The following is a 16,389-nucleotide window of genomic DNA, read 5'->3' on the forward strand; positions in this document are numbered from 1 at the left end:
TTGCAACGGTCAAGAAGCGCAGGAAACGCCGCTGAAGCGGCGATTCCTGCACCCTCACCACGCGAGGTCGTGCACGAACTCACTGAGCTGAGTGAGATTCCGGCACTCGATCATCCGCACGATCTCGCCGTACGTCGGGGCGGCGGAGTCGCCGGTGCCCCAGTTCCGCTCGTGCTCGGGGTTGAGCCAGAACGCCCGCTTCACCGACCCGGCGAGCCGCTTGAGCGCGTCCTCGTGGAGGTCGCTGTAGTTGGAGCGGGCGTCGCCGAGGATGAGCAGCGTGGTCTTCGGGGTGAGCGCGTCGAGGTGGGACTCCTCGAACTTCGTGAACGCCCGCCCGTAGTTCGTCCGACCCCACAGCGCGGCGTGCGACGCGGCCGCCGCGAGATCGGAGAGCACGTCCACCGGGTCGGCGCCGGGGCGGAAGTGGCCGGTGACCTCGTGGACGTGGTCGATGAAGGTGAAGGCGCGCATGCTCTGGAACACCTCGCGCAGCGCGAACACGAACAGCAGCGTGAACTGCGCGAAGTTCGCCACCGAGCCGCTGACGTCGCAGAGCACGACCAGGTCGGTGCGGTGCGGGCGCTTGGGGCGGTGGTGGGTGGTGATGGGGACGCCGCCGGTGGCGATGGAGGCCCGGACGGTACGACGGAAGTCCAGCGGGGCCGTGCGCGCGTGGCGGGAGTGCTGCTCCTTGGCCAGCCGGGTCGCCAGGCGCCGTGCCAGCGGGAAGATCTCCTTGCGCATCTCGTCGAGGTCGGTGCGCCGGGCGGCCATGAACGCCAGCTTGTCGATGCTGGGCCGGACGGCGACGTCGGCGACGTGGTCGGGGCCCTTCTCCTCGGCGATCCGGCGGCGGGCGTCGTCCTCGACCATCGCGGTGAACGACCCGATCCGCCGGTTGGCCTGCCGCCGGGCGTCCTCCGCGTCGGCGCCCTCGCCCATCAGGCCCGCGACGAGCCGGTCGACGAGCTCCTGCGGCGCGACCCGCTGGAGGGCGGTGTACGCCGACCACGACGACAGCCCCGGTCCGCGGCCGGGCATCGCCCCGAAGACACCCACCATCTCGGCCGCCATCCGGCGCAGCTCGGCCTCGTCGAGCTGCGGGCCGTCGAGCGCCTCGGCGAGCCGGTCGCGGAAGTCGGCGAGCGCGGACGCGTTGTCGCGGACCGCCCCGCCGTCGTCCCCGGCATCCGCGTCCCCGGCTTCCTGGTCCCCGGCGGAGGCCGCCCCGTCCCCCACCATCGCGGGGAAGTAGACGTCGAAGAGCGCGTCGAACGTCGTCCGTTGCGCCTGCTTCTTGACCATCGTCGCCGCGAACGCGTCGCGCACCGTCGCGCGCTCGCCCCAGCGGACGGTACCGAGCGCGGCCAGCGAGTCGAGGTCCTCGGCGAGGGAGACCGACAGCCCGGCACCGCGCAGCGCCTCGACGAACGCCAGGTGGCGGTCGAGGAGCCCGGACTGCTCGGCGCTCATCGTCAGGCCCTCGCCAGCTTCAGCTCCTTGACCGCCCGCTGGTGGTCGGACTGGTGCTTGAGCACGGCGCCGAGGGTGTCGGCGATCGCCTTCTCGTCGAGGTCGCGGATCTCCAGCGCGATCAGGGTCCGCGCCCAGTCGACGGACTCCGCGATCGAGGGCGCCTTCTTCAGCTCCAGCTCGCGCAGCCGGCCGACGGTCGCGACCAGCTGCTCGGCGATCCGGTCGTCGAGGCCGGGCACCTGCTGCTGCAGGATCTGCCGCTCGCGCGCGGCGTCGGGGTAGTCGATGTGGAGGTACAGGCAGCGGCGCTTGACCGCCTCGGACAGCTCGCGGCTCGCGTTCGACGTCAGTACGACGAAGGGCCGGCGGGTCGCCGCCACGGTCCCCAGCTCGGGGATGGTCACCTGGAAGTCGCTGAGCACCTCCAGCAGCAGGCCCTCGACCTCGATGTCGGTCTTGTCGACCTCGTCGATGAGCAGCACGGTCGGCTCGTCGCGGCGGATCGCGGTCAGCAGCGGCCGGGTGAGCAGGAACTCCTCGCTGAAGATGTCGTCGTGGGTCGCGTCCCAGTCGACCCCGCCCTCACCGGAGCCGCCCGCGTTGGCGGCCTGGATGCGGAGCAGCTGCTTCTTGTAGTTCCACTCGTACAGCGCCCGTGCCTCGTCGAGGCCCTCGTAGCACTGCAGCCGGACCAGCTCGGCTCCGGTCGCCCGCGAGACCGCCTTGGCCAGCTCGGTCTTGCCGACGCCGGCCGGGCCCTCCAGCAGCAGCGGCTTCTCCAGCGCGCCGGCGAGGTAGGTGGTGGTCGCGGTGGCGGCGTCCGCGAGATAGCCCGCCGTCGCGAGCCGGGCGGCCGCGTCGGCCGGTGCGTCGAACCAGTTCATGATCCCCATCCTGCCGTGACGGCGTGTCTGCCCGGTCACGCGGTCGTGACCCGAGCGCCGCCGCGTCGTTGTGATCGGCAGTGGGGAAGGCCCGCTCGACGGGCGATCATCAGATGGCAAGGGGGACGGTCGTGCACGATTCCGTCGCGTCCCCGAGCTGGCCCCGGGTGGCCGTCCACGCCGTGCGTACGGCGATCACGATCGCCGCGCTCACCCTGCTCGTCGGCTTCGGCGCGCTGGGCAACGTCGCCTCGCCCGGACCGGCCGCCCCGTCCCACCGGGTCGACATGTCCGCGGGCCCGCTCGACGCGATGATGCAGCAGAACCGCTGCTCCTTCACCGGCTTCGACCGCGACGTCATCCCGAGCAAGGCGATCGTCCGGACCCCGGACGGGAGCGTCGAGCTGGTGTCCTTCGACCGCGGCTGGGCGGTGTTCAGCGGTGCGATCGCCGGCGAGCTGGTCGCCGTCTGCCTCGGGCCGACGCGCGCCGGGTGATCCGGGTTCACCCTCGGGCCTGCCGGCTGGCGGGCCGGTGCCGTACGCGTCCCGGCGCTGACTACGGTGGGCCTGCGCCCCGACGTATGAAGGAGCAGTGGTCGCCCGTGTCCGGAGCCCGGCTTCCCGCGGCCCTGCTCGTGCTCGTCCTCGGCTGCGCCGGGCTGGCCGGCTGCTCCGCCGGCGAGGACCCGGAGCCGGCGGGTCCGGCGGTGCAGCGGTCAGAGGTGGTGCGGGTGCCGCAGGACGCGGCGACCATCGGCGAGGCCCTGGAGTCCGTCGCCGAGGACGGGCTCGTCCTGGTCGGGCCCGGCACCTATCCCGAGCAGGTGCTGGTCGAGGTGGCGGGCGTGACGATCCGCGGCACCGACCGCAACGACGTGGTCGTCACCGGCGAGGGCCGGCGGACGTCGGGGATCGTGGTGATCGCCGACGGGGTGACGGTCGAGAACCTGACCGTCACCAGCACGACCCTGTACGGCGTGCTGTTCACCGGCGTGCACGAGGGCCGTGAGGTGCTGACCCCGGGCCAGGACGGCTACGAGTCGTTCGACCCCGCACGGTTCCCGCCGCTGGAGCGGTTCCGGATCGACCACGTGACGGCGACCAACAACGGCCTCTACGGCATCTACGCGTTCAACACGCGCCACGGCGTGATCGTCGACTCCTGGGCCTCCGGGTCCGCGGACAGCGGGATCTACGTCGGCCAGTGCCGCGAGTGCGACACCGTCGTCTCCGGGAATGTCGCCACCCGCAACGCGGTGGGCTTCGAGAACGCCAACGCGTCCGACTCGCTGACGATCGTCGGCAACCGGTTCAGCGGCAACCGGGTCGGGATGACGCTGACCTCCAACTACCAGGAGGCCTTCGTCCCCCAGCGCGGCAACCTGGTCGCCGGCAACGTCGTCACCGACAACAGCGAGCAGCGGTCGCCGTCCCAGGCGGACGGCGGGTGGGGCATCGGCGTCGGCATCGGCGGCGGACAGGACAACCGCCTGGTGCGCAACCTGGTGGCCGGCAACCTGCGCGCCGGCGTCCTGCTCGACAGCGTCGAGGACGTGCCGAGCACCGGCAACACGCTGCAGGGCAACGCCTTCCGCCGCAACGGGGTCGACGTGGCCAACGCCTCCAGCGAGCTGACCCCCGCCGCGGGCAACTGCGTCACCAGGAGCGCGGGGCTGTCGGCCCTTCCGCCCACGCTCCTCGACAGCTGTACGGCGCCCGCGCAGCCGGCTGCGACCGTCGCCGACCTGCCCGGTGGCCAGGCGCCCGCCGGGATCAGCTTCCTCGAGGTGCCGCTGCCCGGCGACCTGCCCTCGCTGGAGGCCGGGGACGGCGTCCCGGCACCGCTGCCGGCCACCGTCGCGCACCCCGACCTCGCCCAGGTGCGGGTGCCCGCGGCGACGCTGCTGGCCGACCTCGGATGAGCGGCGCGGACGGCGGCGGGTCGCCGCCGACGGCCACCCGCCGCCGGCTGCTGGCCGGCTCCGCCGCCGGGCTGGCGGCGGGCGGCGGGGCCGGCTGGTGGGCCGGCGCCCGCGGCGACGCCACGAGTACGCCGACCACGCCGACCACGGCGGACCCCACGAGCCCGGCCGGCGCCAGCGACGACGGCGCTCCCGTCGCGGCACGCGGCCGGCGCCAGGCCGGGGTCGACCGTCCGGTCCGGCCGCCGCACCACCTGTCCTTCGTCGTCCTCGGGGAGCAGGGCGATGCGGCGCTCGGCCGGACGGACGTCGCGGCGCTGCTCGCCGGCCTGGGCGAGCAGGTGGACGTCCTCACGACATCGGGCGACCCCCGCCTGCCCGACATGCCGGGGAATCTCACGGTCCAGGTCGGCGTCGGCGCCGCCTGGGCGGACCTGGCCGAGCCCGGGCTCGGCGACCGGGTGCGGCTGCCCGCGTTCCGGGGCAGCGACGCTCTGGCCGCGGACCTGCGGGGCGGGGACCTGGTACTGGCCGTCGCCGCTGACGACCCGGCGCTCCCCGACCACGTCGTCGACCTGCTCCTCGCGGACCTGCCCGGCCTGCGGGTGCGCTGGACTCAGCGCGCCTTCCGCTCGCCGGGCACGGGCGCCGTCGTCCGCAACCCCCTCGGCTTCCTCGACGGCATCGTGCAGCCCGAGGACGCCGCCGCGATGGACGCCGGCGTGTGGATCCGCGACGGCGCGGCGACCGACGGGACGATCGGGGTGGTCCGCCGGTTCACCCTCGACGGCGCGGCCTTCGCCCGACTCGGTGCCGACGAGCAGGCGGCGGTGATCGGGCGCCGGCCCGACGGGACACCGCTGAGCGGCGGCGCCGCGGACGCCGACGTCGACCTGACGGCGAAGACCCCGCACGGGGAGTACCTCGTGCCCGCGGACTCCCACGTCCGGGCGGCCCACCCGTCGTTCACCGGCTCGGCACTGATGGCGCGGCGCAGCTACGCGATCCGGGTCGACGCCGACGGCGCCGCACCCCGGCCGGGCCTGCTCTTCTGCAGCTTCCAGGACGACGTGCGCGTCTTCGCCCGCACCCAGCAGCGGATGGACCGGGTCGACCGGCTGATGGACTTCGCCACCCCCACCGCCGAGATCGGCTTCCTCGTCCTGCCCGGGTTCGCCCCGGACCGCCCGCTCGGCAGCACGCTGTTCGGGAGCTGACCGCCGAGCCGACCGCCGAGGTCGACCAGGCTCAGCCGCCCCTGCGCGAGGCCAGCACCTCGCTCGCCCGGGTCCGCAGCGCACCGTCGTCGGGACCGGACGCGACGACGTCGACGCGGGCGAGCTCGCCGTCCGCCTGCCCCAGGTAGGCCTCGAACCGGACCAGCGCGCCGTCGTCGTCGAGCCAGTACCGGGTCCGGCCCGAGGCCGCGCCGCCGCCCGCCGACGCCGTCGCCTCGGCCGGCCGGGGTCCCTCGAAGACCGCGACCCGGGTCCCGTCCACCTCGTCGGAGCGCAGGCGGCGGGCCGTGCTCTGCCGCAGCAGGGCCGGATTCTCGGGCCGGTCGCTGCCCAGGTTGAGCGTGAGCGCGAGGAAGATGTCCTGGGCGTACTGCGTCGACAGCGCGCGCTGACTCCACGCGCCCGGCTCCGGCGGCGCCGCGTCCGGGGCGCCCGGCGCCGTCGCGACGGTGGCGAGGTCCCAGGCCACGAAGCCGGTGTCGGAGTCCTCGCCGTCGTGGGTCTCGAAGGTCCCCCAGGCGAGGTGCTCGCGCAGGTCCAGCGAGACGGTGTAGGAGATCGCGGGCGAGCCCGGCCACCTCATCGCCACCCGCACCGGCGAGGCCGAGTAGAGCTGGAAGCGCACCAGGGCCAGCTGCTCGGCCTCCGCGCCGGTCAGTGGCCGCGGGTCGTCAGCCGGCTCCGGCCGCGCGGCGCCGGAGCCGGCGCCACAGCCGGACACCCCCAGGCCCAGCGCACCCAGCCCGAGCGCGCCCAGCGCACCGCCGAGCAGGGTCCTGCGTCGTACCGGCGTCACCGGCGACCTCCTCGTCCTCGTGCCATCGTCTCGACCTCCCGACGCACCGCACCCCGGGCTCCGCTCGTCGCGGAGCCCGGGGCGGTGGGGCCGTGAGCCGGTCCCCGGATCAGCTCACGGGGATCAGGGTGACCACCAGATTCCTGCGGTAGTGGAACCGTCCGTTGCCGTAGGTGACCTTGTCGGTGCAGGTGACCAGCTGGACCCGCGCCTTGCCGGTCATCGTGAACAGCTTCTTGGGCAGCGGCTTGGAGCGCAGGTAGGTCCTGGACTTCTTGACCTTGTAGGTGCGCACCGTCCCGTTCTTGTCGGTCAGCTCCACGAGCTGGCCCTTCTTGGCCTTCCTCAGGTTGTAGAAGGCACCGGGCCGGTCGTGGTTGTCGGACACGTGGCCGACGATGACCGCCGTACCGATGACGTCGCCCAGCTGCGCCGAGGTCCGCAGCCAGCCGGTGAGGCTCCGGTTGCCCGGCACCTTCGCCTTCTTGCCCGCCAGCCCGATCGGCACCACCTTCGCGTTGATGCCGAGCTTGGCGAACCCGAGCTTGACCGGCTGCGCCTTGCGGGCGGCCGGGCCGGCCTTGTCGGTGCCCGTGAAGCCGGTGTCGATCACCCGGACCGGGTTGACGCCGCGGTGGACCAGGCTGGTCTCCTCCTCGAGCCCGCACGCGTGGGTCGCCGCCTTGTTGAGGTCGTCGGCCGTGGTGCTGGCGACCCAGGTGTAGTAGCCCGGGGCGCTGACCGTGATCGACGGCGTCGTCACCGTGCCGTTCACCGGCGTGAAGGACACCGTCCCGACCGCGGTCGCGGGCGTGCAGGTCGCCGCGCCGGGCTTGGCGAACGGCCCGTACAGCGTCGCCGATCCGGTCGACGTGCCACCGCTGCGGAAGCCGCTGACGGTGATCACGTCGGACAGCGCCACCCCGACCTTGGCCTCGGCCTTCGACGACCTCGTCGTCAGCGTCACGGTGGCCGGCAGCAGCACGAACCCGAAGTCCAGGCTGCGGTCGCTGTCGCCGTCCGCGATGAGGTCGCCGGACTCCGCGGTCCAGGTCGAGGAGTCCGCCTCCCGGTCACTGCCGGCGCCGGCCTGGGTCGGGCCGTACGGCGCCAGCGCCGTCTGCGTCGACGCGGCGTTGCGGTCGATGGCGACCGTGTAGCTCAGGCCGGGCGGGAGCACCGGCAGGCCCTCGAACACGTAGTGGCCGGCCGCGTCGGTGGTCACCGGGCCCACGACATCGCCGTAGACGTCGGTCACCGGGTTGCCGTCGGGTCCCGTCAGGACCAGGACGACGCCGGGGATGCCGGGCTCGCCCGGGTCCTGGATGCCGTCACGGTCCGTGTCGACCCAGACCAGATCGCCGACGGACACCGCGGGGCGCACGAACCCGAAGTCGAGCGTCGGGTCGCGGTCGCCGTCGGTGGTGAGGTCACCGGACTCCGCCTCCCATGTCGAGGAGTCCGTCGCTCCGGTGCCCTGCCCGGTCTGGGTCGGGAGGTAGCCGGACAGGGCGGCGACGGTGGACGGGGCGTCCCGGTCGATCTTGACCGTGTAGTGCTGGCCCGCCGGCAGCACCGGCAGGTCGTCGAAGGAGTAGTTGCCGTCGGCGTCGGTGGTCACCGGGCCCACGACATCGCCATGGACGTCGGTCACCGGGTGGCCGTCGGGTCCCGTCAGGACCAGGACGACGCCGGGGATGCCGGGCTCGCCGGCGTCCTGGACGCCGTCACGGTCCGTGTCCGCCCACACCAGGTCGCCGACCGACACCTTCGCCGGCACGAAGCCGAAGTCGAGCGTCATGTCGCTGGCGGTCGGCGTGGTCAGCGGTCCGGACCGGGCGCTCCCGGTCGAGGAGTCGCTGGCCGGGTCGCCGCCCTGGCCCGACAGGGTCGGGACGTACGGCGCCAGCGCGGGCTGGGCGTTGTCGATCGTCACCGTGTACCGGTCGTCGGGGTCGGTGAGGACCGGCAGGTCGGCGAACACGTAGAAGCCGTTCGCGTCCGTGGTCGTCGTGCCGATCGTCGCGCCGCTCGGGTCGAGCAGGGTGAGCGTGACGCCCGGGATGCCGGGCTCGCCGGGGTCCTGGATGCCGTCGCCGTTCGAGTCGACCCACACGTAGTCGCCGACCGAGACCGGCTTCGGCATGAAGCCGAAGTCGAGGGTCAGGTCCCTGGCGCCGGCCGTGGTCAACTCCGTGGAGTCTGCCGTCCACAGCGAGGAGTCGAGCGCGTCGTCCCCGCCCTGGTTGGCCTGGGTCGGGACGTACGGCGCCAGCGCGGTGACCGTCGACGGGTCGGCCTGGTCGATGGTGACCGTGTAGTGGTCGCCCGCGGGGAGCACCGGCAGGTTGTCGAACAGGTACCGGCCGTTCGCGTCCGTCGTGACCGGCCCGACCGGGTCGCCGTTGACGTCGGTCACCGGGTTGCCGTTCTTGTCGGTCAGCTTCAGCACCACCCCTCGAGACCGGACTCGCCGGGGTCCTGGATGCCGTTGCCGTCGCTGTCGATCCACACGAAGTCGCCGACCGACACCGACGCCGGCTTGAAGCCGAAGTCGATGGTGTGGTCGTTCTCGCCACGGTTGCCCGTGGTGATGGACGCCTCCGGGTAGCCGCCGACCAGGGTGCCGTCCGAGTCGAGCCGGTCCTGCTCCGGTCCGGTCCCCTGGTCCTCGTCGGTGAGTCCCACCCCGGCCAGCTTGCCGTTGCCGGTGTAGTCCTCCGGCTTGTCCAGCCGGATGACGTAGTCGGTGTTGAACCCGACGCCGTCGTTGATGGAGTCGAAGTAGTACTCACCGCGCGAGTTGGTCACCTTGGTGGCCACCAGGTTCCCGGCGGGGTCGTACAAGTTGACGGTGACGCCGGCGATCCCGTCCTCGCCGGGGTCCTGGATGCCGTCGCCGTTCTCGTCGTTCCAGACCCGGTTGCCGATCTGGATCGGCGCGAACTCGCAGAGCACCTCCATGTCGGCCATGCCCTGGCCCTTGCCGAAGCCGTCGGCCCCGGTGAGGCGGTTGCCCCAGTTGTCGCCGTCGTGCAGCACCTCGTCGGGGTCGGGCCCGGAGCCGTCGCCGGCGCTGTCCAGGGCCCGTCCCGTGCCGCGGGAGATCGACGCGTAGCCCTGGGTCCAGAAGCCGGCCGGGTCCATGATCGTGGTCGCCACGCCGCGTTCGCCGCGGCTGAGCGCCAGGCCGCCGAGGGCGGGCTCGTTGTGGGCGGTGCGGTCGCCGGTGAAGTACTCGCCGGCCTCCTGGCCGGCCGGGACGGCCGCGATGCCGCAGGCGCCGTTCATGTCGAGCACGAACATGCCGCCCGACGTGGCCGTGGGACAGGCCTTGTTGATGTCGCCCTCGGCGTTGTAATTGACCAGGCCCAGACGCGTGCCGCCGGTGCCGGTGGTGTCGGCGAACCAGATCGAGTTCAGGCCGAGCTGCTGGTCGCCGGTGCGGTCGCGGAAGCCCAGGATCAGGTCGCCGTTGTTCTCCACGACGATGTCGCTGAGCCAGGCCTGCGGGTCCGGGACCTGGCCGTTCTTGTTGGTGCAGGTGATGCCCTCGTCGTTCCACGGCCGGTAGGTGGTCATGTCGCGACCGTTGCAGCCGCCGCCGTTGCCGGCGCCGCTGCCCTGGCGCTTGGCGGTGAGCGGCTGGTCCATCACCGTGCCGATGGGCGCGTAGGTGTCGGCGTCGTACGACAGCACAATCGCCCGGACGTCCGCGGCGCTCTGCGTCGACTCGGCCGAGCAGACGCCGCCGACGTAGAGGACGCCCTTGCGCTCGCCGAGCGCGCCGGGGCGCCAGTCCGAGGCGGCGGCGCAGCCCGGGTTCGCGGACAGGTCGACGACGTGCGTCGGGGCGCCCATGGTGGCCGCCGACGCGTCGTACACGTAGAGCTCGCGGGTGAACAGGTTGATCACCTGGAGGTCGTCGCCGTCCTCGCTGACGTCGAGGTCGCCGAGCGACTCCTTGCCGACCGCCGGCGCGAAGTTCCAGTCCAGGCGGCCGCCGGGGAGGGTGTCGTTGGTGTGGGCGCGGGTCCCCACGTTGGGAACGGTGCCCCACAGGGTCGCGGGGCCGCCGCTGGCGTCGGTCACGTAGATCGCGCCGGCGCCGCCCGGGCCGTAGTCGCTGCCGCGCTTGGCGTAGGCGCCGGCGAAGACGCGCCGGTCCTGCCTGCGGTAGCCGATGCCGTAGAGGGCGCCGGTCTCCGATTTGGTGGAGAGCGTGGTCTTGGCGACGTCGGCGCCCTCGGCGCGGTACGGCGCGGTGACCAGGGTGTCGCCGGTGGCGTTGTTCGCCGCCCCGCCGCCGCTGTTGAACATCGGCGGCTGGCAGGCCGTGACGATGAGCGGGTTCGACTGGCAGTAGTCGCCGGAGTCCCAGAACGCCGTCGTCATCTGGACGGTCTGGTTGGCCCCGACGGTGATGAACTCCTCGTTCGGCGAGAGCCACTTGGCGGCCGGGGTGTCCGCCGTCCCCGTCTTCTCGCGGGCCGGCGCCGGCTGGAGGGTCGCGGGGTCCGGGTTGACCGCCACGATCCGGTAGGAGCCCGGAGCGCCCACGATCTCCACCAGGCCGTCGCCGTCGGTCGTGAGGTCCTGGGTGACGCCGGCCTCGTCGGTCACCCGGACCGTCACACCCGCCAGGCCCGGCTCGATGAACGGGTCGTCCCACCCGCCGTCGCCGTTGTAGTCCTGGACGACGCGCACCTTGATGGTGCCGTCGCCCGGGGCGGCCTGGGCCGGGGCAGCCACCTGCGTCCCGCCCAGCACGGCCAGACCCGAGGCGGCGACGGCCAGGGCCGTCAGCCGTCGGGCGGGGTACGTCGGCAGGGACGACCTCACCTGTTCGAACCAGCGCTTCATCAGCGTGTCACTCCTTGGTCGGGGCATGCCACAGACATGCGCGGGATCGTATTTACGGAGAAGGGTCGCCCGGGGCGCTTCAGGTAAAGGGATGAACCGGGGTGAGCGGGGCTCACCCCGGACGACGGCGGGCCCGTCCGCTCGTCGGTACGGACCGGCCGCGGGGGCATCTCAGACCTCCGGCCAGTCGGGGACGTCGTAGGTCCATGCGGGCGGCATCAGGGCGACCTTCTGCAGGACCTCGCGACGGCTGGTGACGCCGAGCTTGGCGTAGAGACTGCGGATCTGGGTCTTGACCGTGTTGATCGAGACGCCGAGCCGGTCGGCGATCTCGCTGCGGGCCGCGCCCTCGAGCAGCAGCCGGAAGACCGCGCGCTCGCGCGGCGACAGCGGCGCGGCGAGGGCCGGTCCCGGCATCCACACGCCGACCGCGTCCCGGGCGACCTCCGCGAGATCGCCCGACAGCAGGTCGTTCGTCAGGGCGAAGGCGACCAGTGGTCGCGGCAGTGACGAGACGAAGGAGCGCCAGCCCTGGCGCCGGGCCGTGTCGAGGAGGACGTCCAGCAGGCGCCGGGCGCTCTCCTCGTCCCCGGTGGCGACGCAGGAGGCGGCCTCGAGGCCGCGGAGCCGGACCGACTCGCGCAGGGTGAGGTCGTGGGCCGCGCGGGCGACCCGCGCGGCGTAGCGCACCGTCTCGAACTCGCCGCTGACGTAGAGGACCGTCGCCTCCGCGACCGCGGACCACGGCGTGCGGGAGCTGCCCGGCTCGACCGCGACCCAGGCCTCGCGCACATTGCCCAGCGCGATGCTGAAGTCCGCGCGGGCAGCGCGCATGATCTCGCTGGCGATGCCCTCCCCCGCGATGCCGGCGGGCACCGCGGCCTCGGCCTGTCCCAGCAGGCGCAGGCCCTGCTCGTGCCGCTCGGTCAGCAGCAGGAACTGGGCATGAGCCCACAGGGCCAGCGGCCACAGGACGCCGTACGACGCGGGCGTGCGGCTCTGGACCGTCCGGCTGGCCTCGGGGAACGCCCGGTGGTCGATCAGCAGGATCATCCGGGTGAGCTGGGTCGCGTCGCTCGTCGCCGCGACGACCTGCCCCAGCTCCGCGACGAGCGCGTCGACCGCGGCGAGCGCCTCGGCGGCGTCGAGGAGCTCACCCGCCACGGCGCACACGAGGGCGAGATGCGCGGCCACGTGCGCGCGTCCGGCGGGCGAACCGTGCAGGCCCTCGGCGTCGTACGCCGCCTCGAGCAGGTTGCGCGCGTCGGCGATGTCCCCGCACAGCAGCGCGGTGATGCCGTACTGCAGCCGGGCGAAGGCGACGAGGGCCGGGTCCAGGTCGCCGTCCAGCGCCATCGCGCGCCGGGCGGCGACCGGGCGCGCCCCGTCCAGGAGCAGCCGGGCCTGGAGGAGCTGCCCGCTGGCGCGGTGCTGGACGCCGGAGAGGAGGTGGGCGAGCAGGATCTCGTCGTCGGGTCGCCGGCCGCGTCGTACCGCGCCCATCGCCTCGTCGACCAGGGTCCAGGCGTCGGTCCCGGTCACCAGGCCGCTGGCCACGGCGACGAACCGGAGGCCCGGGTGCTGGGCGATCGGCTCCGGGCCGAGTCTCACCAGCAGCGAGCGCAGCGCCGCGGGCTCGACCGTGTACCAGAGCTGCACCCAGCTCGACTCGAACTCCTCGACCGCCTGCCGCACCCGTCCCGCGGCCGCCAGCTCGCCGAGGGCGTCGACGGACACGACCGTGGACATGATGGGGGCTCCTCGCCGGACGGGACCCCGGGCCCGCGCCCGAGGAGCGCACTGCCGCGCCGGAGTGACGCGTGGAGCATCGGCGGGGCCGGGTGGCCCGAGCCGCTCGCCGGCGGTCTTTTTGCCCCCCGTTCGGGGACGCCGCATCACCCGCGGTCGACGTACCCGTCGTCGATGGCGATCCGGCTCAGGTCGACCTTGGAGCGCACCGGGCGGCCGGCGACGGCGTACTTGGACTTGACCCGGGCGATGTAGGTCTTCGCCGTGTCCGGCTTGACGCCCAGCGCCTCGGCCACGGCGCCGAGGGTGAGCCCGGACGCGTAGAGGACCAGCGCCCGCTCCTCCTGGTCGCTGAGCTGGGGACGCTCGGCGTCGGCGGCGATGATCGCCGCCAGGTCGGGCGTCATCCACTCGCCCTGGCGGAGTACCGTCCACACCGCGTCGATCACGTCCTGCTCGGAGTCGCGCTTGCCGACGATGCCGGCCACCCCGGCCTTGATCACCGACCGGACCAGGCCGGGCGAGGCGAGGGCCGAGAGCACCAGGACCCGGAGCCCGGCGTCGACGAGCCGGCCGACGACGTCCGGGTCGACGCTGGGGCCGCGGTCGACGCTGAGGTCGAGCACGAGCAGGTGGGGGCGGGCGCTGCGGGGTGCGCGCTGGACCCAGGCCAGGAACTCCGGCAGGGTGGCGCAGCTCGCCACCACGATCAGGCCGGACTCGCGGCCGAGGATCTCCTCGGTACGCCGACGCTGCAGGAGGTGATCCTCCACCAGCGCCACCTGCCAGACGGTCTCGGACGACTCCCCCGCACCCACGACGGGCATTCTGGCAGGCCACGCCGTGGACCCTCACGGGTGAGGGGCATCACCCGTGAGGGTCGGGGCGTCAGCCGTCCAGCGGGGTCGCGGTGACCACCACGTTCTGCCGGTAGTGGAAGCCGCCGTTCGAGGTGCCGACCCGGCCGGCGCAGCTGATCAGGACGAGGCGGTGCTCGCCGGTGGTCGAGAAGAACCGCTGGGGCAGCCGCTTCGAGCGCGAGAACCGCTCGACCGAGGTGACCCGGTAGCGCAGCTGCCTGCTGCCCTCCCGGACCGTGACCACCTGGCCCGGCCGGATCCGGGACAGCCGCCAGAAGGCGCCGGGGCGGTCGCGCCGGTCGGAGACGTGTCCGGCGATGACCGTCGTGCCGATCAGGTCACCGGCGGCCGCCGACCTGCTCAGCTGACCGGTGCGGGCCACCTGGCCGGGCACCTGCATGGTCCCCTTCCTGATCCCGACCATCGTGGTGCGTGCGTTCACCCCGAGGGCCGGGATGATCACCCGACTGACCTTCCGGCGGCCGTTCACGTCGGGCCCGGCGGAGCGGTAGCCGGTGCTCACGACCGGCGGGCGGTACGACGGCTTGCGCACGAGCGTGGTCTCCGAGGCCAGTCCACACGCGTGCGTGGCCGCCGTGTTGTGGCTGTCGGCCGTCGTCGCGGCCACCCAGGTGTAGTAACCGGTCCGGGTCACCGGCACCGCCGGCGTACGGATCACGCCGTTGCCCGGGGTGAAGGGCACCGTCGCGACCGCGTGCGCGGGGGTGCAGGTGATCGCGGCGCGGGACGCGAACGGGCCGTACAGGGTCGCCGAGCCGGTCGCGCCGTGTCCCGGCACGAAGCCGGTGATGGTCACGACGTCGTGGATCCTCTTGCCCGGCTTCACGGCGGTCGTGGAGGTCTCGGTCGTCAGCGACACGGTCGACGGGGTCGTGCCCGGGGGCTGGTCCTCGACCAGGGTCGTCTCGGCAGCGAGGCCGCACTCGTGGGTCGCCGCGTCATTGTCGGCGTCGGCGCTCACCGTGACCTGCCAGGTGTAGAGGCCGGGCCGGACGACCGTGATCGACGGGGTGGCGGACGTCCCGTTCTGCGGGGCGAAGGTGACGCTTCCGGCCTCGTTCGCGGCGACGCACACGGTGTCGTCGACGGTGGTGAGCGGACCGTAGAGGGTGGCGGTCCCCTGGGCGGTGCCGCCGGGGACGAGGCCGGTGATCGTGACGACGTCGTGCAGGGCGGCGCCGACCCGGGCCGTGGCCGCGGAGGCCTGGGTGGTGACGGTCGGGCCGGCCCTGACGGTGACGGTCTGCGCCGCGTCGTCGATGTCCTTGTGCTCGGCGACGACGACCGCCGAGCCGGTCTCGACCAGCTCCTCGAAGGCCACCAGCTGCTGTCCGGCGTACCCCGCCGGGACGGTGAAGTGGACCTCGACGGTCCCGTCCGCCTGGGTCGGCGTGAAGGTCGCCGAGCCGGTGATGCCGGTCGCCGAGCCGTCGGACCTGCGCATCAGCTCGCCGGTGATCGTGTAGGTCGTGCCCGGCACCAGATTCGCGTAGGCCACCGTGTCGGTCACGGAGCCGCCGGTCGAGGGCAGCACGTGGTCGCCGTCGGCGGCGTCGACCAGGGTCGTCCCGATCGCCGGAGCCGCGGCCGCCGCCCAGGCGACGGCGGCCTGATCGGTGACGGTGGCCGTGCTCGGCGCCACCAGGATGAGCGACTGCGCGTGGTCGCCGGCGGTCGCGGTGCCGCCGGGCTGGGTGGGCACCGAGATGATCTTGCCGGTCGCGTTCGAGCCCGTCGCCGTGACGGTGACGGTGGCCGACCCGGCGGCCGTGGTCCCGCGCAGGTCGAGGTACAGCTGCTGGCCGTCGACGACCGTGGACGCGTCGATCGGCGTACCGCCGGCGTCGGTCAGGGTGAGCGCCGGAGCGACCGAGACACTGACGCTCGGCTGGTCGGTGCCGACCGTGAACGGCCCGACGAGCGAGTCGGCCACTTGCGCCGCGGCGGGCCCGCCGATGGTCGCGGTGGTGCTCAGGTCCGCGGGGTCAGGCCGCCACTGGCGTTGGCGCCGTTGACGAGGTACCAGTAGGCGTCCTCGGAGTCGTCGCTCGCCCAGGCCCAGCTGGCGTCGTACCCGACGTCGGTGTAGCGCCAGATCGCGTACTGGGTGGCCTCGATCGCGTCGTTGAGCGCGATGCCCGGCACCCCGGACGCGGTGGCGAAGTCGGCGAGGCTCAGCGCCGGATAGCTGTGCGCGAGGACCCACAGCACCCTCGCCTGGACGGCGGGATCGGTGAAGTGGTTGCTGCCGAGGAAGTCGGACGCGGTGCCGACGCCGGCGGCGATGTTCGGCTTGGCCGTGACGTCGTGCTCGATGCAGTAGGCCCAGTAGTCGGGCGTGCCCGGGTTGCCCGGGTCGGCCGGCGTCTGCTCGAAGACGCCGTGGATGCCGCTGCCGGGATAGCCCTGCGACTTCGCGCCGACGTAGACGGTGTCGCCGGCGCCCGGCTCCGCGGACGCTCCCGGCGCCGACCACGGCGTCAGCACGGCGACGACCGCCAGCGCCAGCGCGGCGACGCCCGTGCGGCGCCCGTTGCTCATTCTCATCGATCTGTCTCCGCCTGTTCGTGGACCC

Annotated in this window: 12 protein-coding genes; 3 read left to right on the forward strand and 9 right to left on the reverse strand. The window is 73.4% G+C overall.

The window, feature by feature from the left end; all coding sequences use genetic code 11:
- Positions 1 to 54: 54 nt before the first annotated feature.
- Together FIV44_RS11770 and FIV44_RS11775 are read right to left on the reverse strand one after the other, a co-directional pair.
- The gene (locus FIV44_RS11770; RefSeq protein WP_141004600.1) at positions 55 to 1,476 is read right to left on the reverse strand and encodes a VWA domain-containing protein; all 1,422 of its coding nucleotides are present in this window, start codon (positions 1,474 to 1,476) and stop codon (positions 55 to 57) included.
- Between the two features lie 2 nt (positions 1,477 to 1,478).
- Entirely contained in the window at positions 1,479 to 2,363 is an 885-nt protein-coding gene (locus tag FIV44_RS11775) for an AAA family ATPase (RefSeq protein ID WP_219996407.1), read from the reverse strand.
- Positions 2,364 to 2,494: 131 nt separating this feature from the next.
- On the opposite strand from FIV44_RS11775, the gene FIV44_RS11780 reads away from it, so the two are divergent.
- From FIV44_RS11780 to FIV44_RS11790, 3 genes are all read left to right on the forward strand, one after another.
- A complete protein-coding gene (locus FIV44_RS11780; RefSeq protein WP_141004601.1) occupies positions 2,495 to 2,860 on the forward strand; it encodes a hypothetical protein in 366 nt (121 codons plus the stop codon).
- 107 nt (positions 2,861 to 2,967) lie between these two features.
- Positions 2,968 to 4,287, forward strand: coding sequence for a right-handed parallel beta-helix repeat-containing protein (locus tag FIV44_RS11785; protein ID WP_181411123.1), 1,320 nt, complete (start codon positions 2,968 to 2,970; stop codon positions 4,285 to 4,287).
- Entirely contained in the window at positions 4,284 to 5,504 is a 1,221-nt protein-coding gene (locus FIV44_RS11790; RefSeq protein ID WP_141004603.1) for a Dyp-type peroxidase, read from the forward strand. Before FIV44_RS11785 ends, FIV44_RS11790 begins: the two co-directional genes overlap by 4 nt.
- Positions 5,505 to 5,535: 31 nt before the next feature.
- Here the strand turns inward: FIV44_RS11790 and FIV44_RS11795 are convergent, their stop codons facing one another.
- From FIV44_RS11795 to FIV44_RS11825, 7 genes are all read right to left on the reverse strand, one after another.
- Positions 5,536 to 6,321, reverse strand: a complete 786-nt coding sequence (locus FIV44_RS11795) for a hypothetical protein (RefSeq protein WP_141004604.1) — start codon at positions 6,319 to 6,321, stop codon at positions 5,536 to 5,538.
- A gap of 109 nt (positions 6,322 to 6,430) precedes the next feature.
- Positions 6,431 to 8,773 carry an SdrD B-like domain-containing protein gene (locus tag FIV44_RS11800; RefSeq protein WP_141004605.1) on the reverse strand — a complete coding sequence of 781 codons (2,343 nt, stop codon included), beginning with the start codon at positions 8,771 to 8,773 and terminating at the stop codon, positions 6,431 to 6,433.
- Entirely contained in the window at positions 8,767 to 11,184 is a 2,418-nt protein-coding gene (locus tag FIV44_RS11805; RefSeq protein ID WP_141004606.1) for an SdrD B-like domain-containing protein, read from the reverse strand. Before FIV44_RS11805 ends, FIV44_RS11800 begins: the two co-directional genes overlap by 7 nt.
- Positions 11,185 to 11,355: 171 nt before the next feature.
- Complete coding sequence (locus FIV44_RS11810) at positions 11,356 to 12,933, reverse strand: LuxR family transcriptional regulator (protein ID WP_141004607.1); 1,578 nt, start codon at positions 12,931 to 12,933, stop codon at positions 11,356 to 11,358.
- A gap of 146 nt (positions 12,934 to 13,079) precedes the next feature.
- The gene (locus FIV44_RS11815) at positions 13,080 to 13,760 is read right to left on the reverse strand and encodes a response regulator (RefSeq protein WP_141004608.1); all 681 of its coding nucleotides are present in this window, start codon (positions 13,758 to 13,760) and stop codon (positions 13,080 to 13,082) included.
- 61 nt (positions 13,761 to 13,821) lie between these two features.
- Entirely contained in the window at positions 13,822 to 15,747 is a 1,926-nt protein-coding gene (locus FIV44_RS11820; RefSeq protein WP_141004609.1) for a VaFE repeat-containing surface-anchored protein, read from the reverse strand.
- 38 nt (positions 15,748 to 15,785) lie between these two features.
- Positions 15,786 to 16,361: a thioester domain-containing protein gene (locus FIV44_RS11825; protein ID WP_141004610.1), complete on the reverse strand. Its 576-nt coding sequence runs from the start codon at positions 16,359 to 16,361 to the stop codon at positions 15,786 to 15,788.
- Positions 16,362 to 16,389: the final 28 nt, after the last annotated feature.

Origin of the sequence: Nocardioides humi (assembly GCF_006494775.1) — a bacterium.
Lineage (GTDB): Bacteria > Actinomycetota > Actinomycetes > Propionibacteriales > Nocardioidaceae > Nocardioides > Nocardioides humi.

What these genes read in the sequence shown, in the direction of transcription:
- FIV44_RS11770 (WP_141004600.1), bottom strand. Translation starts at nt 1,476, where the DNA reads ATGAGCGCCGAGCAGTCCGGGCTCCTCGACCGCCACCTGGCGTTCGTC.
- FIV44_RS11775 (WP_219996407.1), bottom strand. Translation starts at nt 2,363, where the DNA reads ATGAACTGGTTCGACGCACCGGCCGACGCGGCCGCCCGGCTCGCGACG.
- FIV44_RS11790 (WP_141004603.1), top strand. Translation starts at nt 4,284, where the DNA reads ATGAGCGGCGCGGACGGCGGCGGGTCGCCGCCGACGGCCACCCGCCGC.
- FIV44_RS11805 (WP_141004606.1), bottom strand. Translation starts at nt 11,184, where the DNA reads ATGAAGCGCTGGTTCGAACAGGTGAGGTCGTCCCTGCCGACGTACCCC.
- FIV44_RS11810 (WP_141004607.1), bottom strand. Translation starts at nt 12,933, where the DNA reads ATGTCCACGGTCGTGTCCGTCGACGCCCTCGGCGAGCTGGCGGCCGCG.
- FIV44_RS11815 (WP_141004608.1), bottom strand. Translation starts at nt 13,760, where the DNA reads ATGCCCGTCGTGGGTGCGGGGGAGTCGTCCGAGACCGTCTGGCAGGTG.
- FIV44_RS11825 (WP_141004610.1), bottom strand. Translation starts at nt 16,361, where the DNA reads ATGAGAATGAGCAACGGGCGCCGCACGGGCGTCGCCGCGCTGGCGCTG.